The organism is Mesorhizobium sp. CO1-1-7 (assembly GCF_020164885.1).
Classification (GTDB): Bacteria; Pseudomonadota; Alphaproteobacteria; order Rhizobiales; family Rhizobiaceae; genus Mesorhizobium; species Mesorhizobium australicum.
Map to the genome: position 1 here is coordinate 167,569 of NZ_JAIUHA010000010.1, position 25,537 is coordinate 193,105.

Here is a 25,537-nt window from a genome sequence, read left to right on the forward strand (position 1 = left end):
GTTCCTACAATTCGCCGTGGCCGACGCGCGCGCCAGCCGGTTGATCGCAAAGCTTCTGGCCCATGGTCATGAAGGGAGCGACGAGCCGCAGCCGCTCCTCGACGCTCGTCGCCGCGCTGAACAGATCGCGGTTGGCCATGTTGCCGAGCGTCAGCTGCATCGGATCTGTCGTAACGATGACGCCACGCGGCTGGAAATCCTCGTCTTCATCCAGCCCATGCGGCCTGCCTTCGAAGAACATCACCACTTTCTGGCCGACACTCCAGACGCAGGCGAGCATTCCCTCGTCGACAGAAAACGGCCAGCCGGTCTCGTTTCCCGCACGGCTGATCGGCTGCAGCCGCACTTCCTGCGCCGTCGGAACATGGAACATGCCCTGTTCCCCCGCCAGCATCAGCGGCACCGCGACTGCCACCTCGGCCATCATCATCAGTGCGCCACCGCCGCGGCCGCCGCCTCGTCGATGAGGCGGCCTGTGCGGAAGCGCTCGATGGTGAAGGGCGCGTTGATCGGGTGCGGATCGTCCTTGGCAATGGTGTGGGCAAAGACATGCCCGGACCCCGGCGTCGCCTTGAAGCCGCCCGTGCCCCAGCCGCAATTGACGTAGAGGCCGGGCACCGGCGTCTTGGCCAGGATCGGCGAGCGGTCGGGTGTGACGTCGACGATGCCGCCCCACGACCGCAGCATCTTCATGCGCGTGAAGATCGGGAACATTTCGCAGATGGCGTCGAGCGTATGCTGAAGAATGTGCAGCCCACCGGTCTGCGAATAGGAGACATACTGGTCGGTGCCGGCGCCGATCACCAGCTCGCCCTTGTCGGACTGCGAGATATAGGCGTGCACCGTGTTCGACATCACAACGCAAGGCACGACCGGCTTGATCGGCTCCGACACCAGCGCCTGCAGCGGATAGCTTTCCAGCGGCATGCGCACGCCGGCCATGTTCATGATGACGGAGGAGTGTCCGGCGGCGACGACGCCAACTTTCTTGGCGCCGATGAAGCCGCGCGTCGTGTCGACGCCCGTCACCGCGCCATTGGCGGCCCGCTTGACGCCGGTCACCTCGCAGTTCTGGATGATGTGCACGCCGCGCGCCGAGGCGCCGCGCGCATAACCCCAGGCGACCGCGTCATGGCGCGCCGTGCCGCCACGACGCTGCAGCGCCGCACCGACCACCGGATAGCGTGCGTCCTTGGAGGTGTTGAGCGGCGGGCAGAATGCTTTCGCCTGCTCGGGTGTCAGCCATTCATTGTCAATGCCGTTGAGCCGGTTGGCGTGCACATGGCGCTTCAGCACCTGGATGTCGTGCACATTGTGCGCCAGCATCATGACGCCACGCGCCGAATACATGACGTTGTAGTTGAGCTCCTGGGAGAGCCCGTCCCAGAGCTTCAGCGCATGGTCATAAATCCCGGCGCTCTCGTCATAGAGATAGTTGGAACGGATGATGGTGGTGTTGCGGCCGGTATTGCCGCCGCCCAGCCAGCCCTTTTCCAGCACCGCGACATTGGTGATGCCGTGCACGGTCGCGAGGTAATAGGCGGTTGCCAGCCCATGGCCGCCGGCGCCGACGATGATAACGTCGTATTCCTTCTTCGGCTCCGGCGAGGACCATTGTTCCTCCCAGCCCTTGTGGCCGCGCATGGCCTCGCGGGCGATGGCGAATACCGAATATTTCTTCACGTTCCAGCCTCGCAAATGGCAGCCGGGCGTTCATCATCAAGCCCCGGCGCGCGAGGTGTATCACTAGCGAAACAGCGCTGCCACCCTTGCGCTGTTTGCGACGGCGCTTGCCGTTTTGCGCCGCGCTGAAAAAGAGCTATCCGGCCTGGCTCCCACGATTGCCTTCAGTCACACTTCTCGGCGCTGGGATTCGGAGGATGATGATGGGCAACGCCTGGTGGAATCTCACATTGCGCTTCCTGCTGGAGCTTGCCGCCTTGCTCGGCCTCGGCATGGCAGGCTGGAGCCTTTCGGACGAAGCGTGGCGTTGGGTCCTCGCCATTGCCTTGCCGCTCGCCGCAGCCGCGGCATGGGGTATCTTCGCGGTCCTCAACGATCCAAGCCGGTCGGGCCGGGCACCGGTGCCTGTACCGGGCGCTGTCAGGCTGGCGCTGGAATTCATCGTCCTGTTCGGCGGCGCCGCGGGTTTCCATTTGGCGGGCCATACCATTACGGCCATCATCATGGCCTTGCTGATCGTCATCAGCTACGCGTTCTCGCTGGATCGTCTGGCATGGCTGCTGCGGCGGTAGTGGCGCGAATCTCTGCAGCTTTCGGGTGGCTGCTGTTCTGCCGATTTGCGACCAAGCATCCGATCGCCGGCGAAGCTGGCGCGAAGGACAAGGATGCCAAACATGCTCGCACTCGCCAACAAGATCGCCATCGTCACCGGTGCCAGTTCCGGCATCGGCCGCGCCACGGCAAAGCTGTTCGCCGAGGAAGGCGCCAAGCTCGTCATTTCCGCTCGCCGCCAAACGGCGCTTGATGCACTCGCAGTCGAAATCGAGGACGCCGGCGGCACGGCCGTCGTTCTCGCGGGAGATGTCACCGACGAGACCTATGCGAAAGCCCTCGTCGAGTTGGCGGTCGGCAGCTTCGGCGGGCTCGACATCGCGTTGAACAATGCCGGCTCCGTCGGATTGATGGGCTCCGTCCCCGACATGTCGGCACAGACATGGCACGGGACGATGGATACCAATCTGACCAGCGCCTTTCTCGGCGCGAAGTATCAGATACCGGCCATGCTGGAGCGCGGCGGCGGCTCGCTGATCTTCACATCGAGCTTTGTCGGTTATACCGCCGGCATGCCGGGCATGGCCGCCTACGCTGCCGCCAAGGCAGGCCTGATCGGTTTGACGCAGGTGCTGGCCGCCGAATATGGACCGAAGGGACTGCGCGTCAACGCGCTGCTGCCGGGTGGCACCGACACACCGGGTGCGACGACGACCACACCCGAGGCCCGCGCCTTCGTCGAGGGCCTCCATGCCCTGAAACGCATGGCCCAGCCGCAAGAGATCGCCCGCTCGGCGCTTTACCTTGCCTCTGACGCCTCGAGCTTCACCACGGGTACCGCGTTGTTTGCCGATGGCGGTGTGTCGATCAACCGGACGTGAAGGATTTTTGCGGTGAACGGGCCTGTTCGTCGTTGTGACGCAGGCCGCCGCTCTTGCTTTTTCGGCGCGATTTGGCGATTCCGTTTCCTGTCGAAACGGGTCTTCTTGCCAAGACGGGTTGTGAAACCATGATGCTGGTCCGAACCTATGTCGCCCAGAGCGCAATCGAAGGCGTCGGCATGTTCGCCGCCGAACCAATCCGGAAGGGCGCCTCGATCTGGCGCCTGGATCCGGATTTCGACCGGCTGATTCCGATGGACAAATATGAGGCCGCACCCCAGCCCCTGAAGGAATTGCTCGACCGCTATGCCTATCCGAGCCCGGACAAGCCCGGTTTCATGGTCTACGAGGTCGACAATGGCCGCTTCATGAACCATTCGGCGACCCCGAACACCGACTTTTCGCAATATGGCGGTGCGACCGCGACCCGGGATATCGCCATCGGCGAGGAGATCACCTGCGACTACGGTGAGTTCTTCGAGGATTTCGAGCGGCTGCACTTGGCGACGGCGTAACGGGCACACTATCTCCAGGCGACGTGGCAATTTGGCTGTCGTCTCTCATTTCGACTGTGGACAGCGAGGCTTGATTCTGCTATCAGCCGCCACAATTCGTGGTGTCGAGCGCCGCGGAGGCTTGCGGCTATGGCTGCTTGCCTGTTGATATCAAACCCGAAAGACAGGATTGCCCGTGCAGGTACTCGTCCGCGACAATAACGTTGATCAGGCGCTTCGCGCGCTGAAGAAGAAGATGCAGCGCGAAGGCATTTTCCGCGAAATGAAGATGCGCGGCCACTACGAGAAGCCTTCCGAGAAGCGCGCCCGTGAAAAGGCCGAAGCCGTTCGCCGCGCCCGCAAGCTGGCCCGCAAGCGCGCACAGCGCGAAGGCCTGCTGCCGATGACCCCGCGTCCGGTCGCTGCTGGCGGTGCCGCCGGTGCAGCGCGTCCGCCGCGCTGATTATCGCCAATATTTCGTCCTTTTCGAAGGATACCAGGGTGGCGCGATGCGGAATCGCCGCCACCCTTTTATTTTGATGTGACCCGGCCCGGAGGGGGGAACCGGACCTGAACGACGGCGCAAGTGAGGACAGGGCAGACATGAACGCAACAAGCGTGGAGCGCGGGACCGCATTGCGTGGTTTCGCCCTGACAGCGGCCCTGCTTTCCGGACTGGTGCTTGCCGGCTGCCAGACATCGGGCCCGGCCGGTGAATTCAACAACATCGACAAGGCGCAAGGGTCGAGCGAGAACATCTCCTCGCTGTCGGCGGTCATCCAGCGCAATCCCCAGGATCCGGAAGGCTATAATGTCCGCGGCTCGGCCTATGGCCGCGGCGGCCAGTACCAGGCGGCGCTCAAGGATTTCAACCAGGCCATCCAGCTCAATCCGAATTTCTACCAGGCCTATTCGAACCGGGCCCTCATCCAGCGTTTCCTCGGCAACCAGGAAGCAGCCCTTGCCGACTACAATCGCTCGATCCAGATCAACGGCAATTATGACGCCGCCTATATCGGCCGCGGCAATCTCTACCGTAAGGCGGGCCGCACCCAGGATGCGTTCAACGACTTCCAGAAGGCGATCCAGCTCGACACGACGGACGCCCGCGCCTATCACAATCGCGGCCTGATCTATCAGAGCCAGGGCCAGCACAAATTCGCCATTGAGGATTTCTCGACCGCCATCTCGCTGGCCCCCGACGCCGCCGAACCCTACAACGGCCGTGGCCTCTCCTATCTGGCGACCGGCGACGAGGATAACGCCTTCTCCGATTTCAACATGGCCATCAAGCTCGACGGCCAGAACGCCGAGGCCTGGGCCAACCAGGCGCTGATCTACGAACGGCGCGGCGACAAGGCAAAGGCGGCGAAGGCCTATCGCGAGGCTGTGCGCCTCAACCCCAGCTACCAGCCGGCCAAGGATGGCCTCGCCCGCGTCAGCTGACGTCGGCTCATCAGGCCCACGGCAAGGTGCGCACTGCATCGTGCGTATCCGAAAGGACACGCGGCGTTGAAGATCGCCGCCAATCCGGCAACCCTGTATTAACCCCCGCGACAAGCCGTTAACCCTCGCCTTGTTCGCGCCAAGTTTTCGGCGGAACGGTCGCGGCGCTCGAGACGTTACTGAAGACTGATTGCGAAAGGACCCTCCCATGATCAAGAAACTCGTCTGCGCCGCCGCCCTTGCAACGACTATGTTCGCTGCCGCCCCGGCCAGCGCCGGCAGGTTGCAGCTCGGCACGCTCGACTGCACCATCGATGGCGGCACCGGCTATCTCGTGACCTCCAACAAGGGCGTGTCCTGTGTGTTCCGGCCCTATCATCACGGGCCGTCTGAAATTTACACCGGCGTCATCTCGAAACTCGGCGTCGATCTCGGCAAGACGCACCAGGGCCAGTTGGTCTGGGCGGTGTTTGCCGCGACCCGCGACCGTGACGCGGGCGACCTTGCCGGCAGCTACTACGGCGTCAACGCCGAGGCGAGCGTCGTCACCGGTGGCGGCGCCAACCTGCTGGTCGGTGGCTTCGACAGCGCCTTCATGCTGGAGCCACTCAGCGTCCAGGCGCAGACCGGCGTCAACCTGGCGGTCGCCGTCACCTCGCTGGAGCTGATCCACTCGCTCAAGTGATTGCACGGAGCCACGCGCTCCACGACCCCTCACCCTGCGGCGCGGAACCAGATAGTATGGTTCCGCGCCGTTTGATTTTGAGGGGACCGCCATGTTCAGGACAGCCATCGCCGCTGCCGCGACCACGATCATGCTTGCGGGCGCCGCACGAGCGCAGGACCAAGGCATCGAACTCGGTGCGCTTGAATGCGCCATATCGGGCGGCACCGGCTTCATCTTCGGCTCGAGCAAGGATTTGAGCTGCACCTTCACCCCGGCCGACAGGAGCTTCGCGCCGGAAGCCTATTTCGGCGCCGTCAACAAATACGGCCTCGACATCGGCACGACCAAGCAGGCGGTGATGCGCTGGCTGGTGCTGACGCCGCTGAAGAACATCTACGCGCCGGGTGCATTGGCGGGCGACTATATCGGCGCCAGCGCCGAAGTGACCGCCGCCGTCGGCGCCGGCGCCAATCTCCTGGTCGGCGGCTCCTCGCAGGCCTTTACCCTGCAGCCGCTCAGCCTGCAGACGCAGACCGGCATCAATCTCGCCATCGGCGTCAGCCAATTCCAGTTGCGCAGCACCGAGAATTGACTGGGCCATGAGGGCGGCTTCCGCAGCGATTCGTCATCCACGGGCGGAGCTAGGAGCGTAGCGACGCGGCGCAGACCCGAGGATCCATGCCGGGGCTCCGAAGCGCTGCAGCGGTCCAGGACCCAGCACCGCTGCACCCCTCAGCCAGGTCGTGGCATGGATCCTCGGGTCTTCGCCACGCCGCTACGCGGCTGCTCCGCCCGTGGATGGCGAAATTGAGAGGCTTCGCGAACGTCTGCAAAAAAGCCGCTTGAACTCAACCATACTTGAGGTTCTAGAAGCCTGCCCTTGGGTAGGCAGCGCCTGGTACGGCGCTGTCGATCCTTATGGTCCTGCCGGAAGCCCGCACTGGCCTCTGGCGCCATGCGCTACAAGCGAGATAGGCAAAGGCAGGGGTGACCATGACTGAAATCACCAGCAACAAGGTCGACTGGCGCGCATTGTGGGCAAGCGGCGACCTCGCCCGCTTCTGCTTCATCAGCCTCGGCATCCTGCTGCACGCCACCAATGAGACGATGGTGGCGACGGTCATGCCGGCCATGGTCGGCGAACTGGCCGGCGTACAGCTCGTCGGCTGGTCCCTGGCGATCTACGAACTCGGCGCCATCGTCGCCGGTGCCGCCGCCGGACGCCTGGTGAGTTATGTTCCGCTGCGCACCAACATGGTGGTCGCGGCCCTGCTTTATGCCGCCGGCGCGCTGATCTGCGCCACCTCGCCGTCGATGCAATTGTTCCTTGCCGGCCGCTTGATCGAGGGCCTCGGCGGCGGCGCGCTGGTATCGCTGGCCTTCGTCTCGGTCGAGCGGCTGTTTTCGCGTGCCATCTGGCCGCAGCTTTTCGGTATCATGTCGGCTATCTGGGGCGTCGCGGCGTTCAGCGGACCGTTGCTCGGCGCTGTTATGACCGAATTGCTGTCCTGGCGCTGGGCCTTCGGCGTCTTCACACTCGGTGGCACCGCCATGGCGCTGGCAAGCTTCCTCGTACTCAACACGCCGGAGGCGAAGAAACCCAGCACGAGTGCCGGCAAGGCGCCGCCCTTCCCTTTCGTGGCGCTTGGTTGTCTTGCCGTCGCCGTGCTGCTGATCGCCTCGGCCGGCGTCGACATCGCCCTGTTGCGTTCCTCGCTGCTGATCGTGCTAGGCCTGACGGGCCTCGCGCTGTTTTTCTACGTCGATACGCTGAAGCCGCGCTCCAGGCTGTTCCCGGCGCGGCTGTTCTCCTGGCGCACGCCGGTCGGCGCCGGCATGACGATGGTCGCCGCCTTTTCCATCGCGACCTGCTCCTTCGGCGTCTACGGGCCGCTGCTCTTGACCAGCCTGCACGACATTCCGCTGCTGACCACCGGCTACATCATCGCCGCCGAATCGATCGCCTGGTCGATCCTGTCGATTCTCGTTGCCAACGCGCCGCCGCGGCGCGAAAGGCTCATCATTGTCTGCGGCGCGGTGATGATCGCGGCGGGCATCGCCGGCTTCGCCTACACGATACCGCTGGGCTCGATCCCGCTGATCCTGGTCTGCGCCCTGCTGCAGGGCGGAGGCTTCGGCATTGCCTGGCCGTTCCTGACCCGCGTCATCGTTGCCTCCGCACCGGCCGAGGAGCAGACCATCGCCTCGGCCGCGGTGCCGACGATGCAGCGCATCGGCTATGCAGTGGGCGCCGCCATTGCCGGCATCGTCGCCAACGCCAGCGGCTTTTCGCAGGGCCTGAATCACGACGCCGCGGCCAATGTCGCGAGCTGGCTGTTCCTTGCCTTCGTGCCGCTCGGCATTCTGGGCTGTCTCGCCGCCTTGCGGATATCGGCGGCGGCAAATCGGCCTCTGGAGGCGATCGGCTGACGCAGGTTTATCGGACAGGCTATTTCACTCGACACGCAGGCGATAGCCGACACCGGTCTCGGTGGTGATGTAGCGCGGCTGGTCGGGGGTTTTTTCGATCTTCTGCCTGAGCTGACGGACATAGACCCTGAGGTACTGCACGTCTGTCGAATCGTCCCAGATCTGCTTCAGGATGAAGTGGTGGGTCAGCACCTTGCCGGCATGCTGCACAAGGATGCGCAGTATGTCGTACTCTTTCGGCGAGAGCTTTACCTCCCTGTCCTCGACCTTGACGACGCGCTTGACAAGATCGACGCTGAGGTCACCGCTCTGGAATATCGGCTTCTCACCCTGTTGCTGGAACTTGTGGCGCAGCGCCACCCGGATGCGTGCCACCAGTTCGTTCATGCCGAACGGCTTGGTGACATAGTCGTCGGCGCCGAGTTCGAGCGCGCTGACGATGCCGGCCTCGTCGGTACGGCTGGAGAGGATGACGACGGGAACGTCGACGCCCTCCTCCCGCCATTTGCGCAGGAGTTCATGGCCCCCCATGCCGGGCAGGCCGAGATCGAGCAGCACGAGATCCGGCGTCTCCTGTTCCATCAGCTCGATCGCCGCCTTGGCGTTCGGCGCCTCGCTGACCGCGTAACCCTGGCTGCCAAGGCCGACCCGCAGCAGCTTGCGGATCGGCGGCTCGTCGTCGACGACCAGTATCCTGACATTCGAATTGGTCATCGAGGCTGATCCATGCCGGGCTCGTCGCCGCGGTTGCCGATATCGCGCGCCTGCGCCGGCACTTGCATCCTGATGGTGAAGGCGCCACCGGGGCGGTCGATCCGGTTGGCGGCCGCGATCGTGCCGCCCATCGCCTCGACGAAGCCACGGCAGATCGACAGGCCGAGCCCGGTGCCGGCGCGCACCTGATCGCCCTTGCGCACCCGGTAGAAGGTATCGAAGACGCGTTCCAGGTCCTGCGCCGGAATGCCCGGTCCCTCGTCCATGATCCGCACGATGACGGAGCCATTGTCCGCCCAGGCCTGGACGCGGATCGTCGAGCCGGGCGGCGAATATTTCGAGGCATTGTCGAGAAGGTTGAACAGGACCTGTTCGAACAGCACGGGATCGAGCCGCAGCATCGGCAAGTTGGGCGGAATATCGACCTCGATCTTGTGCTCGCTGGTGATCTTGCGGGCACGGTCGAGCGCCGTGCCGACGATATCGCCGACATAATGGAGGGCGTAGTTCGGCTCCATCGCCCCGGATTCGATCTTGGTCATGTCGAGCAGGTTGGCGATGAAGCGGTTCAGCCGCTCCGATTCGTCGATCACGGTCGACAGCAGCTCCGCCCTGTCCTGCTCGGGGAGGTCGGGCGCGAATTCCTTGAGCGTGCCGGCCGCGCCCATGATGGCGGCGAGCGGCGTTTTCAGGTCATGCGAAATCGAGGTCAGCAGCGCCGAGCGCAGCCGGTCGGCTTCTGCCGCGAGCTTGGCGCGGTCGACATCGGCGACGAGCTGGATGCGTTCGATCGCCACCGCCGCCTGATCGGCCAGCGCGTCGAGCAGCCGCTGCTGCTCGGGCGTCAGAAGCGGGCCCTGCTTGTCATTGTCGAGGCCGACGACGCCGATTGCGGTGCGTCCCGTGCGCAAGGGAAGATAGAGGCGCTTGGCGCCAGGAAGCGTGTCGGCGCCGCGTCCGGCGGCACGGTTGTGTTCCCAGGCCCAGCGTGCGGCGGCAATGTCGGCCTCGGCCAGCGTGTCGTCGGGCGGATAGCCTGCCTTGACGGTGATCGTGCCGTCTTCCGGCAGCAGCAGCACCACGCGCAGCTTCAGCATCGAGGCGATCTGGAAGGCGGTGGCCCAGAGCACGTCGTCGAGCGTGCCGGCGCCTGCGAGCTTCTTGGAAAACAGATAGATGTCCTCGGTTGCCCGCGCCCGCGAGCGGGCGGCGGCAGCCTGACGCTGCACGCGCGCCGTCAGGTTGCTGGCAATGACGGCAACGGCGACGAAGACGGCAATCGCGACGATGCTTTCGGGATCGCGGATCGTCAGCGTGTGGCGTGGCTCGAGGAAAAAATAGTTGAAGGCAAGGACACTGAGGAAACAGGCGTAAAGCGCCGGCCAGAGACCACCAGCCACCGCCGACGTCAGCACGGAGAGCAGGAAGACGATCGCCAGATTGCGAACGTCGAGGAACTGGTCGAGAACGGTGCTGACGGCCAATGATCCGGCAACGTAAGCCGTGGCGAGCAAATACGGCTTGGCCTGGAAATGCCTTTCCTCGGCTGCCGCGTTCACTCTCCTGGAAGACGTTTCGGTGTCCCGCTCCGTTCCGGAGATGACATGGACGCTGATGTCGCCGGCATTGCGGATCAGATCATAGGTGAGCGACCCTTCGATCAGTTCGCGCCAGCGCGACCGGGTCGGCCTGCCGACCACGATGTGGGTGAAATTGTTGGCCATCGCATGGCGAACGATGTCCTGCGCGACGCTCTGGCCCGGGATGGTCGTCACCTCGGCACCGAGCTGCTCGGCAAGGCGCAGCAGTGTGGCGAGCCTGTCCTTGTCATCCTCGGACATGCCGGCGGAGCGAGGCGTGTCGACATGAAGCGCCGTCCAGGGTGCACGAAGCCTGTCGGCCAGCCTGCGTGCGTAGCGAATGCGGGCTGCCCCGCCCGGACGTGCATCGACGCAGACAAGAACCCGCTCCCCCGCCGCCCACGGACCCTGGATGGCGTGGGACTGCATGTGGTTGAGCAGTTGCTCGTCGACGCGCTGGGCGGTTCGGCGCAGCGCCAGTTCCCGCAACGCCGTCAAATTGCCGGGCGAAAAATAGTTCTCGACGGCGCGCTGCGCGGTGTTGGGGAAATAGACCTTGCCCTCCTCCAGCCGCTTGATCAGGTCGTCGGGCGTCAGATCGATGATCTCGACATCATCCGCCTGGTCGATGATGGAGTCTGGAACCGTCTCGCGCACCCTGACCCGGGTAATCTGGGCGACGACGTCGTTCAGGCTTTCGACATGTTGGATGTTCAGCGTCGTATAGACGTCTATGCCCCGCGCCAGGATTTCCTGGACATCGAGATAGCGCTTGGGGTGGCGGCTGCCGGGCGCGTTGGTGTGGGCGAGTTCGTCGACCAGGACCAGCGCCGGACGCCGGGCAAGGATGGCATCGATATCCATCTCGTCGAGGACGCGCCCCTTGTAGTCGACCCTGCGGCGGGCAATGACTTCATACCCCTCGACCAGGGCCTGTGTTTCCTTGCGGCCATGCGTCTCGACCACGCCGATCACCACGTCGGCACCGTCGGCCACCCTGGCACGACCCGACATCAGCATCTCGTAGGTCTTGCCGACACCGGGTGCCGCGCCCAGGAATATGCGCAGACGGCCGCGCCCTTCCCGCTCGGCATGCTCTAGCAGCGCGTCGGGAGATGGTCTGTTTTCGACGTAGCTTCTGTCGTCCGGCATCGGGTCCGATCATGAATGGCGCCGGGGACCGTGTCGATCCCCGGCGCCGGACATCACCTACTTCGCGGCATCCAGCGCCAGGTTGAGGGCCAGCACATTAACCGCCGGCTCGCCGAGCACGCCCAATTCCCGGTCCTCGACCTGGCCGTCGACGAGCGCCTTGACCTTGGCCTCGTCGATGCGCCTTGCCTTGGCCACGCGCGGAACCTGGAGATAAGCGGCCTCGGGACTGATCTGCGGATCAAGGCCGCTGCCGGACGTCGTCACTAGGTCAATCGGCACCGGCTGGTCCGGGTTCTCAGTCATCAGCTTTTCCGCGTCGCCCTTGATGCGCTCGATCAGCTTCGGGTTGGTCGGACCGAGGTTGGAGCCGCCGGAGGCGCTGGCATCGTAGCCGTTGCCGGCAGCCGACGGCCGTCCGTGGAAATACGTGTCGCTGGCGAAAGCCTGGCCGATCAGTTCGGAGCCGATCACCTTGCCGCCCCTCTCGATCAGGCTGCCATTGGCCTGGCGCGGGAACAGCGCCTGGGCGATGCCGGTCATGCCGATGGGATAGACGAGCCCGGTCAGCACGGTGAAGAAAACGATCATGATGATCGCGGGTCTGATCTGCTTGAGCATCGGAATGATCCTTATGCAAGGCCAAGGGCGGTGACGGCCATGTCGATTGTCTTGATGCCGACGAACGGCACGACGATGCCGCCGAGACCGTAGACGAGAAGGTTGCGGCTGAGCAGCGCACCCGCGCCGATCGCCCGGTACTTCACACCGCGCAGCGACAGCGGGATCAGCGCGATGATGATCAGCGCGTTGAAGATGATGGCCGACAGGATGGCGCTCTGCGGTGTCGCCAGATGCATGATGTTGAGCGCTTGCAGCGGACCTGTGGTCTGGCCGGGCGCGACGTAGAAGACGGCGAACATGGCCGGGATGATGGCGAAATACTTGGCCACGTCATTGGCGATCGAGAAGGTAGTCAGCGAGCCGCGGGTCATCAACAGCGCCTTGCCGATTTCGACGATCTCGATAAGCTTGGTCGGATCGCTGTCGAGGTCGACCATATTGCCGGCCTCGCGAGCAGCGACCGTGCCGGTGTTCATGGCGACGCCGACATCGGCTTGCGCAAGGGCTGGCGCATCGTTGGTGCCGTCGCCGCACATGGCGACCAGTTTGCCCTTGGCCTGCTCGTCGCGGATCAGCTTCAGCTTGTCCTCCGGTGTCGCCTGGGCAAGGAAGTCGTCGACGCCGGCTTCGGCCGCGATGGCGGCTGCCGTCATCGGGTTGTCGCCGGTGATCATGACCGTGCGGATGCCCATCTTGCGCAGCTCGGCGAAACGCTCGCGGATGCCGCCTTTGACGATGTCCTTGAGGTGCACGATACCCAGCAGGCGCCCGTCCCGCTCGACCGCCAGCGGCGTGCCGCCGGATTTCGCGACGTCGTCGGCGATCGCCTGCAAATCCCTGATCGTGTCGCTGTTCGTGCGCGTCGCGCGGCTGGTCGATGTCGCCTGGCTGACATGGGCGAGCACGGAATCGACTGCGCCCTTGCGTACCGACGAACCGTCGATGTCGACGCCGCTCATGCGGGTCTGCGCGGTGAAGGGCACGAAAGTAGCATGCAATGTCGCCATGTCGCGGGCACGGATGGCATACTTCTCCTTGGCCAGCACCACGATCGAGCGGCCTTCCGGCGTCTCGTCGGCGAGCGAGGCAAGCTGTGCCGCGTCCGCCAGTTCCTGCTCGCTGACGCCCTTGACCGGGCGGAATTCCGTCGCCTGGCGATTGCCGAGCGTGATGGTGCCGGTCTTGTCGAGGAGCAGCGTGTCGACGTCGCCGGCGGCTTCGACGGCGCGACCCGACATGGCCAGCACATTGAAGCGCACCAGCCGGTCCATGCCGGCAATGCCGATGGCCGACAGCAGCGCGCCGATCGTGGTCGGGATAAGCGTCACGAACAGCGCGACGAGCACGGTCACCGAAATATAGCCACCCGAGTAGTGGGCAAAGCTCGGGATGGTCGCTGTGGCCAGCACGAAGATCAGCGTCATGCCGACGAGCAGGATGTTGAGCGCGATCTCGTTGGGCGTCTTCTGGCGCTCGGCGCCTTCGACCAGCGAGATCATGCGGTCGAGGAATGTGTGGCCCGCGGCGGCGGTGATGCGCACGCGGATCCAGTCCGACAGCACCTGCGTGCCGCCGGTGACGGCCGATCGGTCGCCGCCGGATTCGCGGATCACCGGCGCGGATTCGCCCGTTATCGCCGCCTCGTTGACTGAGGCGACGCCTTCCACCACCTCGCCATCGGACGGGATGATGTCGCCGGTTTCGACGAGAACGATATCGCCGACCTTCAGGCTGGTGCCGGGTACCAGCTTGAACCTGGTGCGGTCCTCGCCCGTCAAAAGCTTGGCCTGGGTTTCGGTGCGAGCCTTGCGCAGCGAATCCGCCTGCGCCTTGCCGCGCCCTTCGGCGACGGCTTCGGCGAAATTGGCGAACAGCACCGTGAACCACAGCCAGATGATGATCTGCAGCGTGAACAGCAAATCACCGCCGCCGGTGACGAGGTCCTTGACGAACAGCACCGATGTCAGCGCCGAGACGACGGCGACGACGAACATCACCGGGTTGCGGGCCAGCGTGCGCGGATCGAGTTTGCGGAAGGCGCCGCCGATGGCGGGCCACAGGATGCCGGCATCCATGATGCTGGCTGACTTTGACTGACTCATTTTGAAGCTCCGGCTTCAGTGTTGGTGTGCGGCGGCGACTGGTCGGATGCCGAAAAAAGATGAGGAAGCCCGTAGGCCAGCAGCCAAAGCGCGATCATGGCGGCGGCAAGCCCAAGAAACGTCGACATGGTCGGGAAGGGAGGCGGCAGCCCCTCCTTCCCCGGATCGGCCCGATGCCTGATATTGCGGCGCTTGTTGCTGAACCAGGACATGTCTGCCTCAGAATGTCTGTCCATGGATCATCGCCAGGTGCTCGACGACAGGTCCGACGGCGAGCGCCGGGAAGAAGGTCAGGCCGCCGACGATGACGATGACGCCGACCAGCAGCCCGACGAACAGCGGACCGTCGGTCGGGAAGGTGCCGGCTGAGGCGGGGACGGTCTTCTTCGCCGCCAGCGCGCCGGCGATGGCGAGCGCCGGGATGATGACCAGGAAGCGGCCCATCAGCATACCGATGCCGAGCGTGATGTTGTACCAGGGCGTGTTGCCGCTGAGGCCGCCGAAAGCCGAACCATTGTTGGCCGCCGCCGAGGTGTAGGCGTAGAGGATCTCGGAGAAGCCGTGCGGCCCGCCATTGGCGATCGACGCCACCGCGCTCGGCAGCACCACCGCGGTCGCCGTGAAGATCAGCATCGCCAGCGGCAGGCACAGGATCGCCAGCATCGCCATCTTGACCTCCTTCGCCTCGATCTTTTTGCCGAGATATTCGGGCGTGCGGCCGACCATCAGGCCGGCAACGAAGACGGCGATCAGGATGAATATCAGCATGCCGTAGAAGCCGGCGCCGACGCCGCCGACGATGACCTCGCCGAGTTGCATGTTGATGAGCGGAATCATGCCACCGAGCGCGGTGAAGCTATCGTGCATGGCGTTGACCGCACCGCAGGAAGCTGCCGTGGTGATGACGGCGAACAAAGCCGAGAGCGCTATGCCGAAGCGGGTCTCTTTCCCTTCCATATTGCCGCCGTCGATGCCCAGCGCATGCACCAGCGGATTGCCCGCGGCTTCCGCCCAGTAGCAGACGGCGACGCCAACGATGAACAGCACGCCCATTGAGGCGAGGATCGCCCAGCCCTGGCGCTGATTGCCGACCATGCGGCCGAAGACGTTGGTCAATGCGGCGCCGACGACGAAGATCGACAGCATCTGGATCAGGTTGGAGACGGCGTCGGGATTCTCGAATGGATGTGCCGCGTTGGCATTGAAGAAACCGCCGCCATTGGTGCCGAGCATCTTGATGGCGACCTGCGAGGCGACCGGCCCCAGCGCGATGGTCTGCTTGGCGCCCTCAAGCGTCGTGGCGTCGACGTAAGGCCCCAGCGTCTGCGGCATGCCGAGCCAGACATAGACCAGGGTGAGCACGACGCAGAGCGGCAAGAGCACATAGAGCGTGGCGCGCATTATATCGACCCAGAAATTGCCGATCGATCTTCCGGAAGCGCGGGCGAAGCCGCGGATCAGCGCGATTGCAATGGCGATGCCTGTGGCGGCCGAAACGAAATTCTGGACCGTCAGCCCGGCCATCTGCACGAGGTAGGACATCGTGCTTTCGCCGCCGTAGTTCTGCCAGTTGGTGTTGGTCGTGAAGCTTACGGCGGTGTTGAAGGCGAGCGCTGGGTCGACCGCGCTCATGCCGGCCGGATTGTAGGGCAGACTGCCTTGCAGGCGTTGCAGGACATAGAGCACCAGGAAGCCCGCCAGGTTGAACAGCAGGAGAGCCACCGCATAGGTGGTCCAGTGCTGCTCCTCGCGCTCGCTGGTTCCGCAAATGCGGTAGAGCCCGCGCTCGAGCGGGCCGAGGACCGGTGAAAGCGGCGTGCGATCGCCATTGAAGACGCGGTGCATGTAGAAGCCAAGCGGCTTCACCAGCAAAACGAGGATCCCGCAATAGAGGAGGATCTGTATCCATCCGTTCAGTGTCATGGCTGTGGCTTTCCGTGCCTTCAGAAGCGTTCTGGACGAATGAGCGCGTAGGTGAGGTAGGCGAGCAGGAACAAGGTCACGCCACCGCCGAGGATGTAATCGACAAGCATAGGTTCGATCCTTCAGCTTAAATTCTGTCGCAAGCTTTGACGTAGACGATGGACAGGCCGAAGAACAAAACCCCGATCCCAAGAACAATAATGTCCATTGTGCTTTTCCTTGCTTCCAGTTTCTACTGTTCGCCCGCCAAATACAGGTCGGCAATACTGTGAGACAGCGCGCCACACTGGGCGGCGTCCGACGGCTTTTGCTCGACGTGAATATGGACCCGATCGCCATAAAGGTTCGAGACGGGGCGGATGGGAAAGAAATAGGAATTCTATAAAGGTTTCCGGCGCGGCTCGCCGTCGAAGAGCAGCTCGTCGACGCGGATTGCCGGGAAGGATATGCCGCCGCGCTTTGCGGCCTTGCTGGGAACGCTCTACCGCGGCTCCCGCGTCAGGCTGAGATAGGTCGGATCGAACTCGGCGATTTCCTGGAGCCTGTGCCAATCCAGGATTGTCACCGTGTGATTTGCCCAGTTGACGACGCCGACTTTGCGCAAGGCGCCGATGACGCGGTTCATGTGTACGACGGAAAGACCGAGCACATCGGCCAGCTCGGCCTGTGAGAGCGGCAGGTGAAAGCTCATGCCGTTGGTGCGCTGCACCACCTGCAGCCGTACGAAAAGCTCACAAAGGAGATGGGCCAGGTGTGAGGTCTTGGAGCGGCGGCCCATCGCCACGATCCACTCGCGATGGATGGCGCCGTCGACCAGCGTATCCAGCCACAGCAGCCGCGTCAGATGCGGCGCTTCTTCGGTGATGGCACGAAGCCGGCTGTGATCGGCGAACATGACATGGCAGGGCGACATGGCAACGATGCCGTGATCCATCGTCTTCAGGAGGAACGCGTGGAGATCGACGAAATCGCCAGGTACCTGCAGCGAGGTGAACTGCCGGCCGCCATTCTCGAGCACCTTGTAGCGCGCCGCCAATCCGTCGAGAATCAGAGTCGAATGGGTCGGCCGCGCGCCCGAGGCGACGATATCCTGGCCGACCGCGAAATGCCGCTCGAAAGTCATGGCTTCCGCCAGCAGCGCCTTTTCGGCATCGGAAAGCGCGTCGTGCTGGGCGAGATTCAGATACAGGGATTCCAGCACCGCTATCTCCAGCGAAAGGGCTCAGAGCCGATCTCCAACTGTTCTGTCGAAGCAAGGGGCGGCTGCCGAAGCACTAGGTCGTCGGGCGCTGGCGGGCATTAACATTTGTTAGAAGGCGCTTATTCGCCGGCGAAGATCATCTCTGATGGAACAATGGCTTAGCCCGCGAATTGTCGATCAAGTCTCTTTTGGGAAATTCATCAGCTCGGGATCCGGCCGCATCATGCCCAGATACTTTCTCGACCTTTACAATGGCGATGGCCTGACGGTGGACGACCATGGTCAGGTGTTCGACACGCGCGAGCGTCTGCGGCGCGAGGCAATCCTCATCCTGCCCGACATCATTCGCGACGAGATGATCGAAAACGACCGAACGGCCATCACCGTGAAGGTGCGCGACGAGAGCGGGCGCCATGTCTTCGAAGCATCGCTCGTCATCTCGTCAAGCTGGTGCGATTGACCGCGGCCCCTCCGCAAGATGGAATGGAAAGCCCGGCTCGGAGGGCCAAGCCGGGCTTTCGGGGACGGCCGTACGAACTGGCCATCGCAATGACAGCTCCAACGATCAGGCGGCGTAGCCGCCATGGCCGCGTGCGACGGCCCGCGCCACGATGACAGGCTCGATCTCGGGCCAGAGAATACCGGTGGCCTCCGCGAATTCAACAAACGCGTGGCGCGCTTCGTCCCTCGTGATGCAGCCTTCCAGGGCCAGGCCGCACGCCTCGACGGCATTGCGATAAAGCGGACCACGGCGAGAGGTCGTCCAGTTGGTCAGGAAATCGTGCATTTCGGCCAGCGAGGCGATTTCGCGCCTGAAGCCGAGACCGACGGTCAGTGCGACGGGCGGATGAAACAACTTGTCATGCATGAAGCGGGCTCCTGATTGGACGCGGGTTCTCGGAGAAAATCCTGGCGGGGATCTATGATGAGACGCCGGGTAACGCATCGCGAGCCGGGAGGTTCCGGAGCAAACAGGACCGTTTGCGGAACGCACGCCTGAGTGCGCCGAAAATCTTGCATCCTGATCCACCGGCCATGGCTGCTGCTCGGTCGGACCGGCGAGAAGACGGATTAAGGTTCGATAGTCGAGATGCTAGTATGCTAGACTGCACCCAGAAGCGCCCGGCGAAAAGGGAAACTGGCGGAGAGAGCGGGATTCGAACCCGCGTTACGGTCTCCCGTAAACACACTTTCCAGGCGTGCGCCTTCAACCACTCGGCCACCTCTCCGTCCTTGCATTTTTCGCGACGGCCGGTTTCGCCGCGCGGGTTGGGGACAATGCAGTCCCTTCAGGGAGGAGTAGCGATTTCCGCGCTATGGGTGCCGCCAACCAGCGGACACCTCTCCCCGGCACCTGAGCCGTCAAAGCAACAGGCGCGGGGCTCATCTAGTCGATCCCGCGCCGAATGCCAAGCCATAACGATAGTCTATTCGCTTTGCCGGCCACACAGCGCTTCGCGAGGCCGCCGCGGCATCCGTTTCGAGGTGCCGACGCCCCGAATGATGTGCACAGGCGAGCCCGCAAGGCCGGCCGCGCTTGACTTCGTCGCGGGCCACCTGTCGAGTGAAACGGAGGCTTTGCGGGGGGGCATCGTCCGGGCATGACATCAGGCAGTGAACAACCGGGCGGCGGGATGCCGGGGCAGGCGCCAATCGGGCGCCCGGACAGCGGGCTGTCCTACGTGCCGGTGGGCTGGCTCATCTTCGTCATGGCGTGGTCGGTCTACGGCCTGGCCTCCGCCTGGTGGCTGACCGGCAATTCCGGCCTGCCGGACAGGATTTTCTATTTCCTCCTTGGCGGGCTTGCCGTCGACATCATCACCATCCTGTGGGGGCTTTATTTGCTCGGCCTTGCCTTTGGCCGCTCGGCGCGCTTCCCGCGCCAGTTCATCATCTGGCAGGTGGCGACCATCGCCTGGGTGCTGGCGAGGCAGGCCTATGTGCTCGCCGTGCCCGATTTCGTCTTTTCCGCCAGGAGCCTGCTTATCGGCGGCGTCGAAATCGCCATCGGCCTGCTCTGCATCTATCTGCTGCGCCGTGGGTCCGGCGCCGAGGGCGTCTATGCCAGGTCGCTGATCGAAGCGCCGTCGGTCTTCGTTTCCATCGTGGCTGCCTTGCTCGGCATCGTCCTGGGCGCGATCATTGGCGTGGTTGGCGGCTTCCTGGCTGGCTCGGTGATCGCCGATGTCGCCGAGGTCAGTTGCTTCGAGGGCGGCTGCGGCTACTTTGCCGCCTTCATCGGATTGGCCGGGCTGGTGGTCGGCGCCATTGCCGGAGGCATTCTTGCCGTCTGGCTCGTTCACCGCCCCAGGCGCGAGCCGGTCGCATAGGGCCCAGAAAAGCGCGGGCCTTAAATTCGCGTATCGCGATTGCAGCTGAACCGCACGCATTCTATTTCTGTTTCGGACATGTGCCGGCGGTCTTCTGGTCAGCGTCCAGGGGGAACCGGGGGAGAGCCTTGATGTTTCGCTTCGTCTTTCGTCTTGCGGCCATGGTCGCGCTATCGGTTTCCGTCATCATGGCGGTCCTCGACACGACGCGCACGGTGGCGGCTTCGGCCCTTGTGCTGACCCCGCTCAACGCCAGTTGGCTGGCCGTCTCGCCGGACACGCGGGCCGCCTTCGAAACCTTCGTCCGCGCCAAGGCCAGTCCGCTGCTGTGGGACACAGTCATCGCCTGGGTGCTCAACCAGCCGGGCTTTGCCGTCTTCGCGGTGCTGGCCTTCCTGCTGTACGCCATCGGCTATCGGCGGCAGCGGCGCACGGGACAGTTCGCCGCGAACTGAACCCATCTCCCGCACCATTCCGGCCGGCTGCTGAAAGCTGCACGCAAGATCGGATCGCGGCGTGGCTTGCCCGTGGCACGCTTTTCCAAAAGGTCAAAATTCCGCGTGAATTTTGTTTCGGGCCGTGCCAGATTGCCCGGGAGCGGGAGGGCAATACACTCCTGGCTAACGTCGTTTGCTTGCCGGAGAACCGGGCTGCAGGCGGTGTGCAACGGAAAAAATAACCGACAGGGTGTGGATCACATGAAACGTATCGTTCTCGGCCTTCTGGCCGCAACCGCAATGGTTCTTCCGGCTTTCGCCGCGGATGTCCAGCCGGCCATCCTCTATGATCTGGGCGGCAAGTTCGACAAATCCTTCAATGAGGCTGCCTACCATGGCGCCGAAAAATTCAAGACCGAGACCGGCGTCGCCTATGTCGAGTTCGAAGTGTCCAACGCCTCGCAGCGCGAGCAGGCGCTGCGCCGCTTCGCCGAGGACGGCCACAACCCGATCGTCATGGCAGGCTTTGCCTGGGAGGATGCGCTGAAGAAGGTCGCGGCCGAATACCCGGACCTCAACTTCGCCATCATCGACGATGCGGTCGACCTGCCCAATGTCCGCTCGCTGGTGTTCAAGGAGAATGAAGGCTCCTATCTCGTCGGCATCATGGCCGCGATGGCGTCGAAGTCGAAGAAGGTTGCCTTCGTCGGCGGCATGGACATCCCGCTGATCCGCAAGTTCGAATGCGGCTATGTCGGCGGCGCCAAGTCCGCTGGCGCGACCGACGTCATCCAGAACATGACTGGCGATACGCCGGCGGCGTGGAACGATCCGGCCAAGGGTGGCGAGATCGCCAAGACGCAGATCGACCAGGGCGCCGACGTGGTTTACGCGGCCGCCGGCGGCACCGGCGTCGGTGTGCTGCAGGCGGCGGCCGATGCCGGCAAGCTCGGCATCGGCGTCGATTCCAACCAGAACGGCCTGCAGCCCGGCAAGGTGCTGACCTCGATGCTGAAGCGCGTCGACGTTGCCGTCTACACCGCCTTCATGGATGGCAAGAACGGCACCTTCAAGGGTGGTGTCGAGAATCTCGGCCTCAAGGAAGGCGGCGTCGACTACGCCATGGACGACAACAACAAGGCACTGGTGACCGACGAAATGAAGGCGGCCGTCGAAAAAGCCAAGGCCGACATCATCGCCGGCACGGTCAAGGTGCACGACTACACAGCCGACAACGCCTGCCCCTATTGATCGGCGGCAGCGTACGGCCATGATCTGCAACCGCTGGGCGAAAGCCCGGCGGTTTTGCTTTTGCCGATCGAACGAAGCTCGCAAATGGCGTGGAGCGAGGAATGCAGCCAACGATCGAACCCATGCGCGGGCATGACATCGAAGTCGTCGCGCGACTGCGGATTGCCGCCTTCTTCGAGGGCACGGGAAGGACGCTGGAAGAGGATGCGGCAGGGCTCCGCAACCTGCTGACCAGCGACGGCCTCGAAAAGGCTCTGGTTGCCCGTGTGAACGATGTGCCGATAGGCACCTGCCTGCTGGTCCGCCACGAACTGGAACCGGCGCATGATCTGACACCGTGGCTGGCCGGGCTTGTCGTCGATGCCGGCCATCGAGGCAAGGGAACCGGCACCGCGCTGGTCAAGGCGATCGAAGCGCATGCAGCGTCAGCCGGCGTCGAGACGCTCTACCTCTACACTTGGCAAGCGCGCGAGTTCTACGTGGCGCTCGGCTGGGACGCGATCGAGCTGTGCGAACAGGACGGCGAAACGATGATGCTGATGTCGCGCCGGCTCGATCACAATGTGCCCAGGAGATAGCCGAGCGCGAAGGCCGCAATCAGCCCGGCCATGACGACAAGTCCACGCCTACCGCCGAGCGAATGCACGCCAACGCCGTACGGCTGTCGGGACAGGCTTCGGATCACTGTCGGCGACTTGGCATCGTTGCCGCCCAAGCCAACGCCTCGCATCTGCGGCAATTCGGCGAGTCGCTGCGTAACCAGTTCCCAATGATTGACGCCGGCTGGTTTTTCGGCGCGATCGAAGACATGCATGCGCTCGGCCAGCTGCACCACCGCGTCGCGGAACGCAGGGTCGATCTCGAGATCGCGCTCGGCCCGCTCGCGCTCGGCATCGTTCATCAGGCCCAGCACATAGTCGCCGGCCCTTGCGATACGATCGCTCTCACCGGCCATGATCCGTGCCCTCCCCCTCTCCTCACCAGTGTGGCGGCTTGGTCACCGGCACATCCGGTGCCGCCTGCTCTTCAAGCGCCAGGAAGCGGTCTGTCAGCGCATCAAGCTTGCGCTGCATGCGTTCGATCACCTTCCACTGCTCGGCGATCTGGCCCGACAGTTCCTCGATGGTCTTCTCCTGCTCCGCGGCGCGGATTTCCAGCGTCGTCAGCCGGTCGGCGGGCATGATCATGCAAAGTCCCCAGTTTGTACCGCGACACCTTGCGCCGCAACGTCAAATCGACCTCGCCATAGTAGCGAATGTGAGAGCTTCGGCCACGTTCGAAATTGACAAGCGCGCGGGGATTTGTCGAGAGTGGATGCTGCTCCGGACAATTGGCATGGGCGGAGTGCCATGCTAGGCGTTTTGACCAAGCGATAAAAAAATAAGAGTGGGACAGGCTGCATGGCGCAAGCCGCAATCGAACTGATCGGCATCAACAAGAGTTTCGGCGCGGTGCGCGCCAACCGCGACATCAATCTGGAGATTGCGCGCGGCACCATCCACGGCATCGTCGGCGAGAACGGCGCCGGCAAGTCGACGCTGATGTCGATCCTCTACGGTTTCTACCAGGCCGACAGCGGCGAGATCCGCGTCGGCGGCAAGCCGGCATCGATCAAGACACCCAACGACGCGATCGCGCTCGGCATCGGCATGGTGCACCAGCATTTCATGCTGGTCGACAATTTCTCGGTGCTGGAGAACATCATCCTCGGCGCCGAAACCGATGCGCTTCTGAAGAGCAGCATCGCCAAGGCGCGCTCCGAGCTTGACCGGCTGGAGCGCGAATACGGGCTGGACGTCGATCCCGATGCGATCATCGAAGAACTGCCGGTCGGCCTGCAGCAGCGTGTGGAAATCCTGAAGGCGCTTTATCGCGGCGCCGAAATCCTGATCCTCGACGAGCCGACGGGCGTTTTGACGCCGGCCGAGGCCGACCACCTGTTCCGCATCCTCAGGCAGTTGAAGGAACAGGGAAAGACGGTGGTGCTGATCACCCACAAGCTGCGCGAGATCATGGCCATCACCGACACCGTGTCGGTGATGCGTCAGGGCACGATGGTGGCGACCCGGGAGACCAGGAAAACCACTGTCGAGGAACTGGCCGAACTGATGGTCGGGCGGCGTGTCCTCTTGAGGGTCGAAAAGGGCGAGGCCGAAGCCGGTGCCGTCAAGCTCGCGGTCAAGAACCTGACGGTCAGGGATTCCCGTGGCGTCACCATGGTCGACGACGTCTCCTTCGATATCAGAGCCGGCGAGATCGTCGGCATCGCCGGCGTCGCCGGCAACGGGCAATCCGAGTTGCTTGAGGCGATTTCCGGCATCAGGCGCGCCGTTTCCGGGTCCGTGACGCTCGACGGCAAGCCGATCGATCTCACCGGCAAGGCCGATCCCGGCGAATTGCGCGACCGCGGCCTCGCCCACGTACCGGAAGACCGCCACCATGTCGGGCTGGTGCTGGCTTTCGAGGAGAACGAGAATTCGATCCTCGGCTACCACGACGATCCCCGTTACCTCAGAGGACCGTTTCTCAACATCGATGCCATCATGGCCGATGCCAGGGACAAGATCGAGAAATACGACATTCGTCCCGGCAATCCGCGCCTGAAGACGGCCAATTTTTCCGGCGGCAACCAGCAGAAGATAGTGCTCGCGCGTGAAATCGAGCAGGACCCCGGCGTGCTGATCGTCGGCCAGCCGACGCGGGGCGTCGACGTCGGCGCCATCGAGTTCATCCACAAGCGCCTGATCGCCATGCGCGACCAGGGCAAGGCGGTGCTGGTTGTCTCGGTCGAGCTAGACGAGATCCGCTCGCTCTCCGACCGCATCCTGGTGATGTTTGCCGGCCGGGTCGTCGGCGAGCGCGGCCCCGACGCGACCGAAGGCGAGCTTGGCCTGCTGATGGCCGGTGTCGAGCATCAGGAGGCGGCGCAATGAGCACGCCTTACGCCAAATTGCCGGCCTGGGCAGACTACGGGCTGATCCCGCTGATCAACCTGTCGGTCGCCTTCATCGTCGCTGGCTTCGTCGTCATGCTGGTCGGCGAAAACCCCTTCCGTGCCGCCGTCATCCTGGTCGAAGGCGCCTTTGGCAAGGGCACCGGCATCGCCTTCACCCTCTTCTACGCCACGACCTTCATATTCACCGGGCTTTCTGTGGCGGTGGCGGCGCATTGCGGACTGTTCAACATCGGCACCGAGGGGCAGGCCTACATCGCCGGCCTCGGCATCGCCATCGTCTGCCTTTCCTTCGACAGCACACTGCCCTGGTGGCTGACATTTCCGCTGGCCATCGTCGCTTCGGCGCTCGTGGGCGCATTGTGGGCGTTGATCCCCGCCTACCTGCAGGCCAAGCGCGGCTCGCACATCGTCATCACGACAATCATGTTCAACTTCATCGCCGCCTCGATCATGGTCTACCTGCTGGTCGGTCCGCTGAAGCCGGCAGGGTCGCAGGCGCCGCAGACGCGCAACTTCCTCGCCGGTGCGGAGCTGCCGAAACTGAACTGGATCATCGAATTGTTCGGCGCCAAGATCCGCTCGGCCCCGCTCAACATCTGCTTCCTGCTGGCGCTGGTGATGGCTTTCCTGGTCTGGCTGCTGATCTGGCGCACCAAGCTCGGCTATGAGATGCGCACCTATGGCCACAGCCCGAAAGCGGCCCGCTATGCCGGCATTTCGGAAACCCGCATCATCATCACTGCGATGATGATCTCGGGCGCGCTGGCCGGCATGATGGCGCTCAACCCGGTGATGGGCGACCAGCACAATGTCGCGATCGACTTCGTTTCTGGCGCCGGTTTCGTCGGTATCGCAGTGGCGCTGATGGGCCGCCTGCATCCGGTCGGCATCGTGCTGGCGGCGATCCTGTTCGGCATGCTTTACCAGGGCGGCGCCGAACTCGCCTTCGAGATGCCGGCAATCAGCCGCGACATGATCGTCATCATTCAAGGATTGGTCATCCTCTTCGCCGGCGCGCTGGAGCATATGTTCAGGCCCTATATCCAGGCTCTGTTCGCCTCGTTCAGCCCGAAATCGGTGGGCATGCAGGCTGTCAACGGGAAGGGCGCATGAG

General features: G+C 63.8%; 28 protein-coding genes and 1 tRNA gene. 15 read left to right on the top strand and 14 right to left on the bottom strand.

From position 1 onward, the window contains the following. Window positions 1-4: 4 nt before the first annotated feature. Together LB516_RS22370 and LB516_RS22375 are read right to left on the bottom strand one after the other, a co-directional pair. Window positions 5-427, bottom strand: coding sequence for a hypothetical protein (locus tag LB516_RS22370; RefSeq protein WP_140619005.1), 423 nt, complete (start codon window positions 425-427; stop codon window positions 5-7). A 2-nt stretch (window positions 428-429) separates the two neighbouring features. Then, window positions 430-1,683: a sarcosine oxidase subunit beta gene (locus LB516_RS22375; RefSeq protein WP_140661744.1), complete on the bottom strand. Its 1,254-nt coding sequence runs from the start codon at window positions 1,681-1,683 to the stop codon at window positions 430-432. A gap of 197 nt (window positions 1,684-1,880) precedes the next feature. On the opposite strand from LB516_RS22375, the gene LB516_RS22380 reads away from it, so the two are divergent. The 8 genes from LB516_RS22380 to LB516_RS22415 all read left to right on the top strand — a co-directional run bounded on the left by LB516_RS22380 (window position 1,881) and on the right by LB516_RS22415 (window position 8,153). Next, window positions 1,881-2,255 carry a DUF2568 domain-containing protein gene (locus tag LB516_RS22380; RefSeq protein WP_224583250.1) on the top strand — a complete coding sequence of 125 codons (375 nt, stop codon included), beginning with the start codon at window positions 1,881-1,883 and terminating at the stop codon, window positions 2,253-2,255. A gap of 102 nt (window positions 2,256-2,357) precedes the next feature. Further along, entirely contained in the window at window positions 2,358-3,116 is a 759-nt protein-coding gene (locus LB516_RS22385; RefSeq protein ID WP_140713330.1) for an SDR family oxidoreductase, read from the top strand. A 128-nt stretch (window positions 3,117-3,244) separates the two neighbouring features. Then, window positions 3,245-3,631: an SET domain-containing protein gene (locus LB516_RS22390; RefSeq protein WP_140618786.1), complete on the top strand. Its 387-nt coding sequence runs from the start codon at window positions 3,245-3,247 to the stop codon at window positions 3,629-3,631. A gap of 175 nt (window positions 3,632-3,806) precedes the next feature. Further along, a complete protein-coding gene (gene rpsU / locus LB516_RS22395) occupies window positions 3,807-4,073 on the top strand; it encodes a 30S ribosomal protein S21 (protein ID WP_010911429.1) in 267 nt (88 codons plus the stop codon). 140 nt (window positions 4,074-4,213) lie between these two features. Continuing rightward, on the top strand, window positions 4,214-5,056 hold the full coding sequence (locus LB516_RS22400; protein ID WP_127275461.1) for a tetratricopeptide repeat protein: 843 nt from the start codon (window positions 4,214-4,216) through the stop codon (window positions 5,054-5,056). Between the two features lie 208 nt (window positions 5,057-5,264). Next, window positions 5,265-5,741: a DUF992 domain-containing protein gene (locus tag LB516_RS22405; RefSeq protein ID WP_023770564.1), complete on the top strand. Its 477-nt coding sequence runs from the start codon at window positions 5,265-5,267 to the stop codon at window positions 5,739-5,741. A gap of 91 nt (window positions 5,742-5,832) precedes the next feature. After that, complete coding sequence (locus LB516_RS22410) at window positions 5,833-6,315, top strand: DUF992 domain-containing protein (RefSeq protein WP_140618787.1); 483 nt, start codon at window positions 5,833-5,835, stop codon at window positions 6,313-6,315. 401 nt (window positions 6,316-6,716) lie between these two features. Beyond that, window positions 6,717-8,153, top strand: a complete 1,437-nt coding sequence (locus tag LB516_RS22415) for an MFS transporter (protein ID WP_224720389.1) — start codon at window positions 6,717-6,719, stop codon at window positions 8,151-8,153. 24 nt (window positions 8,154-8,177) lie between these two features. On the opposite strand, the gene LB516_RS22420 is transcribed toward LB516_RS22415, so the two are convergent. The 8 genes from LB516_RS22420 to LB516_RS22455 all read right to left on the bottom strand — a co-directional run bounded on the left by LB516_RS22420 (window position 8,178) and on the right by LB516_RS22455 (window position 17,449). Then, entirely contained in the window at window positions 8,178-8,867 is a 690-nt protein-coding gene (locus tag LB516_RS22420) for a response regulator transcription factor (protein ID WP_140713324.1), read from the bottom strand. Further along, on the bottom strand, window positions 8,864-11,599 hold the full coding sequence (locus LB516_RS22425; protein WP_224720390.1) for a sensor histidine kinase: 2,736 nt from the start codon (window positions 11,597-11,599) through the stop codon (window positions 8,864-8,866). Before LB516_RS22425 ends, LB516_RS22420 begins: the two co-directional genes overlap by 4 nt. A gap of 57 nt (window positions 11,600-11,656) precedes the next feature. After that, a complete protein-coding gene (kdpC, locus tag LB516_RS22430) occupies window positions 11,657-12,220 on the bottom strand; it encodes a potassium-transporting ATPase subunit KdpC (protein WP_224720391.1) in 564 nt (187 codons plus the stop codon). 11 nt (window positions 12,221-12,231) lie between these two features. Then, window positions 12,232-14,325, bottom strand: a complete 2,094-nt coding sequence (gene kdpB, locus LB516_RS22435) for a potassium-transporting ATPase subunit KdpB (RefSeq protein ID WP_224720392.1) — start codon at window positions 14,323-14,325, stop codon at window positions 12,232-12,234. Further along, window positions 14,322-14,537, bottom strand: coding sequence for a hypothetical protein (locus LB516_RS22440; protein ID WP_015315767.1), 216 nt, complete (start codon window positions 14,535-14,537; stop codon window positions 14,322-14,324). Before LB516_RS22440 ends, kdpB begins: the two co-directional genes overlap by 4 nt. A 7-nt stretch (window positions 14,538-14,544) precedes the next feature. Then, window positions 14,545-16,248, bottom strand: a complete 1,704-nt coding sequence (gene kdpA / locus LB516_RS22445) for a potassium-transporting ATPase subunit KdpA (protein WP_224720393.1) — start codon at window positions 16,246-16,248, stop codon at window positions 14,545-14,547. Window positions 16,249-16,268: 20 nt separating this feature from the next. Beyond that, a complete protein-coding gene (kdpF, locus tag LB516_RS22450; RefSeq protein ID WP_015315765.1) occupies window positions 16,269-16,358 on the bottom strand; it encodes a K(+)-transporting ATPase subunit F in 90 nt (29 codons plus the stop codon). A gap of 371 nt (window positions 16,359-16,729) precedes the next feature. Further along, the gene (locus tag LB516_RS22455; RefSeq protein WP_015315764.1) at window positions 16,730-17,449 is read right to left on the bottom strand and encodes a Crp/Fnr family transcriptional regulator; all 720 of its coding nucleotides are present in this window, start codon (window positions 17,447-17,449) and stop codon (window positions 16,730-16,732) included. A gap of 223 nt (window positions 17,450-17,672) precedes the next feature. Between LB516_RS22455 and LB516_RS22460 the strand changes: the two genes are divergently transcribed. Continuing rightward, complete coding sequence (locus tag LB516_RS22460; RefSeq protein WP_015315763.1) at window positions 17,673-17,909, top strand: DUF6894 family protein; 237 nt, start codon at window positions 17,673-17,675, stop codon at window positions 17,907-17,909. A gap of 105 nt (window positions 17,910-18,014) precedes the next feature. On the opposite strand, the gene LB516_RS22465 is transcribed toward LB516_RS22460, so the two are convergent. Together LB516_RS22465 and LB516_RS22470 are read right to left on the bottom strand one after the other, a co-directional pair. Beyond that, complete coding sequence (locus LB516_RS22465) at window positions 18,015-18,317, bottom strand: DUF982 domain-containing protein (RefSeq protein WP_140618802.1); 303 nt, start codon at window positions 18,315-18,317, stop codon at window positions 18,015-18,017. A gap of 271 nt (window positions 18,318-18,588) precedes the next feature. Then, window positions 18,589-18,678, bottom strand: a tRNA-Ser gene (locus tag LB516_RS22470). Between the two features lie 372 nt (window positions 18,679-19,050). Between LB516_RS22470 and LB516_RS22475 the strand changes: the two genes are divergently transcribed. From LB516_RS22475 to LB516_RS22490, 4 genes are all read left to right on the top strand, one after another. After that, complete coding sequence (locus LB516_RS22475) at window positions 19,051-19,779, top strand: hypothetical protein (RefSeq protein ID WP_041163322.1); 729 nt, start codon at window positions 19,051-19,053, stop codon at window positions 19,777-19,779. 131 nt (window positions 19,780-19,910) lie between these two features. Next, window positions 19,911-20,234 carry a hypothetical protein gene (locus tag LB516_RS22480; RefSeq protein WP_015315760.1) on the top strand — a complete coding sequence of 108 codons (324 nt, stop codon included), beginning with the start codon at window positions 19,911-19,913 and terminating at the stop codon, window positions 20,232-20,234. A 243-nt stretch (window positions 20,235-20,477) separates the two neighbouring features. Beyond that, window positions 20,478-21,467: a BMP family protein gene (locus LB516_RS22485; RefSeq protein ID WP_015315759.1), complete on the top strand. Its 990-nt coding sequence runs from the start codon at window positions 20,478-20,480 to the stop codon at window positions 21,465-21,467. Window positions 21,468-21,568: 101 nt separating this feature from the next. Then, a complete protein-coding gene (locus LB516_RS22490) occupies window positions 21,569-22,045 on the top strand; it encodes a GNAT family N-acetyltransferase (RefSeq protein ID WP_224720394.1) in 477 nt (158 codons plus the stop codon). On the opposite strand, the gene LB516_RS22495 is transcribed toward LB516_RS22490, so the two are convergent. Together LB516_RS22495 and LB516_RS22500 are read right to left on the bottom strand one after the other, a co-directional pair. After that, window positions 22,024-22,422 carry a hypothetical protein gene (locus tag LB516_RS22495; protein ID WP_015315757.1) on the bottom strand — a complete coding sequence of 133 codons (399 nt, stop codon included), beginning with the start codon at window positions 22,420-22,422 and terminating at the stop codon, window positions 22,024-22,026. The genes LB516_RS22490 and LB516_RS22495 overlap by 22 nt on opposite strands. A gap of 22 nt (window positions 22,423-22,444) precedes the next feature. Next, entirely contained in the window at window positions 22,445-22,651 is a 207-nt protein-coding gene (locus LB516_RS22500; RefSeq protein WP_123151274.1) for a SlyX family protein, read from the bottom strand. 216 nt (window positions 22,652-22,867) lie between these two features. On the opposite strand from LB516_RS22500, the gene LB516_RS22505 reads away from it, so the two are divergent. Both LB516_RS22505 and LB516_RS22510 read left to right on the top strand, forming a co-directional pair. Further along, on the top strand, window positions 22,868-24,400 hold the full coding sequence (locus tag LB516_RS22505) for an ABC transporter ATP-binding protein (RefSeq protein ID WP_224720395.1): 1,533 nt from the start codon (window positions 22,868-22,870) through the stop codon (window positions 24,398-24,400). After that, the gene (locus LB516_RS22510; RefSeq protein WP_015315755.1) at window positions 24,397-25,536 is read left to right on the top strand and encodes an ABC transporter permease; all 1,140 of its coding nucleotides are present in this window, start codon (window positions 24,397-24,399) and stop codon (window positions 25,534-25,536) included. The genes LB516_RS22505 and LB516_RS22510 overlap by 4 nt, the downstream gene beginning before the upstream one ends. The last annotated feature ends 1 nt before the right edge of the window (window position 25,537 follow it).

Excerpts from the sequence above, each read along its gene's own strand:
- LB516_RS22475 (WP_041163322.1), top strand. The coding sequence starts at position 19,051 with ATGACATCAGGCAGTGAACAACCGGGCGGCGGGATGCCGGGGCAGGCG.
- LB516_RS22380 (WP_224583250.1), top strand. The coding sequence starts at position 1,881 with ATGATGATGGGCAACGCCTGGTGGAATCTCACATTGCGCTTCCTGCTG.
- kdpB (WP_224720392.1), bottom strand. The coding sequence starts at position 14,325 with ATGAGTCAGTCAAAGTCAGCCAGCATCATGGATGCCGGCATCCTGTGG.
- LB516_RS22465 (WP_140618802.1), bottom strand. The coding sequence starts at position 18,317 with ATGCATGACAAGTTGTTTCATCCGCCCGTCGCACTGACCGTCGGTCTC.
- LB516_RS22385 (WP_140713330.1), top strand. The coding sequence starts at position 2,358 with ATGCTCGCACTCGCCAACAAGATCGCCATCGTCACCGGTGCCAGTTCC.
- LB516_RS22495 (WP_015315757.1), bottom strand. The coding sequence starts at position 22,422 with ATGGCCGGTGAGAGCGATCGTATCGCAAGGGCCGGCGACTATGTGCTG.
- LB516_RS22405 (WP_023770564.1), top strand. The coding sequence starts at position 5,265 with ATGATCAAGAAACTCGTCTGCGCCGCCGCCCTTGCAACGACTATGTTC.
- LB516_RS22410 (WP_140618787.1), top strand. The coding sequence starts at position 5,833 with ATGTTCAGGACAGCCATCGCCGCTGCCGCGACCACGATCATGCTTGCG.
- kdpC (WP_224720391.1), bottom strand. The coding sequence starts at position 12,220 with ATGCTCAAGCAGATCAGACCCGCGATCATCATGATCGTTTTCTTCACC.
- LB516_RS22490 (WP_224720394.1), top strand. The coding sequence starts at position 21,569 with ATGCAGCCAACGATCGAACCCATGCGCGGGCATGACATCGAAGTCGTC.
- LB516_RS22510 (WP_015315755.1), top strand. The coding sequence starts at position 24,397 with ATGAGCACGCCTTACGCCAAATTGCCGGCCTGGGCAGACTACGGGCTG.
- LB516_RS22370 (WP_140619005.1), bottom strand. The coding sequence starts at position 427 with ATGATGGCCGAGGTGGCAGTCGCGGTGCCGCTGATGCTGGCGGGGGAA.
- LB516_RS22485 (WP_015315759.1), top strand. The coding sequence starts at position 20,478 with ATGAAACGTATCGTTCTCGGCCTTCTGGCCGCAACCGCAATGGTTCTT.
- LB516_RS22415 (WP_224720389.1), top strand. The coding sequence starts at position 6,717 with ATGACTGAAATCACCAGCAACAAGGTCGACTGGCGCGCATTGTGGGCA.
- kdpA (WP_224720393.1), bottom strand. The coding sequence starts at position 16,248 with ATGACACTGAACGGATGGATACAGATCCTCCTCTATTGCGGGATCCTC.
- LB516_RS22480 (WP_015315760.1), top strand. The coding sequence starts at position 19,911 with ATGTTTCGCTTCGTCTTTCGTCTTGCGGCCATGGTCGCGCTATCGGTT.
- LB516_RS22440 (WP_015315767.1), bottom strand. The coding sequence starts at position 14,537 with ATGTCCTGGTTCAGCAACAAGCGCCGCAATATCAGGCATCGGGCCGAT.
- kdpF (WP_015315765.1), bottom strand. The coding sequence starts at position 16,358 with ATGCTTGTCGATTACATCCTCGGCGGTGGCGTGACCTTGTTCCTGCTC.
- LB516_RS22425 (WP_224720390.1), bottom strand. The coding sequence starts at position 11,599 with ATGCCGGACGACAGAAGCTACGTCGAAAACAGACCATCTCCCGACGCG.
- LB516_RS22390 (WP_140618786.1), top strand. The coding sequence starts at position 3,245 with ATGATGCTGGTCCGAACCTATGTCGCCCAGAGCGCAATCGAAGGCGTC.
- LB516_RS22420 (WP_140713324.1), bottom strand. The coding sequence starts at position 8,867 with ATGACCAATTCGAATGTCAGGATACTGGTCGTCGACGACGAGCCGCCG.
- LB516_RS22505 (WP_224720395.1), top strand. The coding sequence starts at position 22,868 with ATGGCGCAAGCCGCAATCGAACTGATCGGCATCAACAAGAGTTTCGGC.
- LB516_RS22460 (WP_015315763.1), top strand. The coding sequence starts at position 17,673 with ATGCCCAGATACTTTCTCGACCTTTACAATGGCGATGGCCTGACGGTG.
- LB516_RS22400 (WP_127275461.1), top strand. The coding sequence starts at position 4,214 with ATGAACGCAACAAGCGTGGAGCGCGGGACCGCATTGCGTGGTTTCGCC.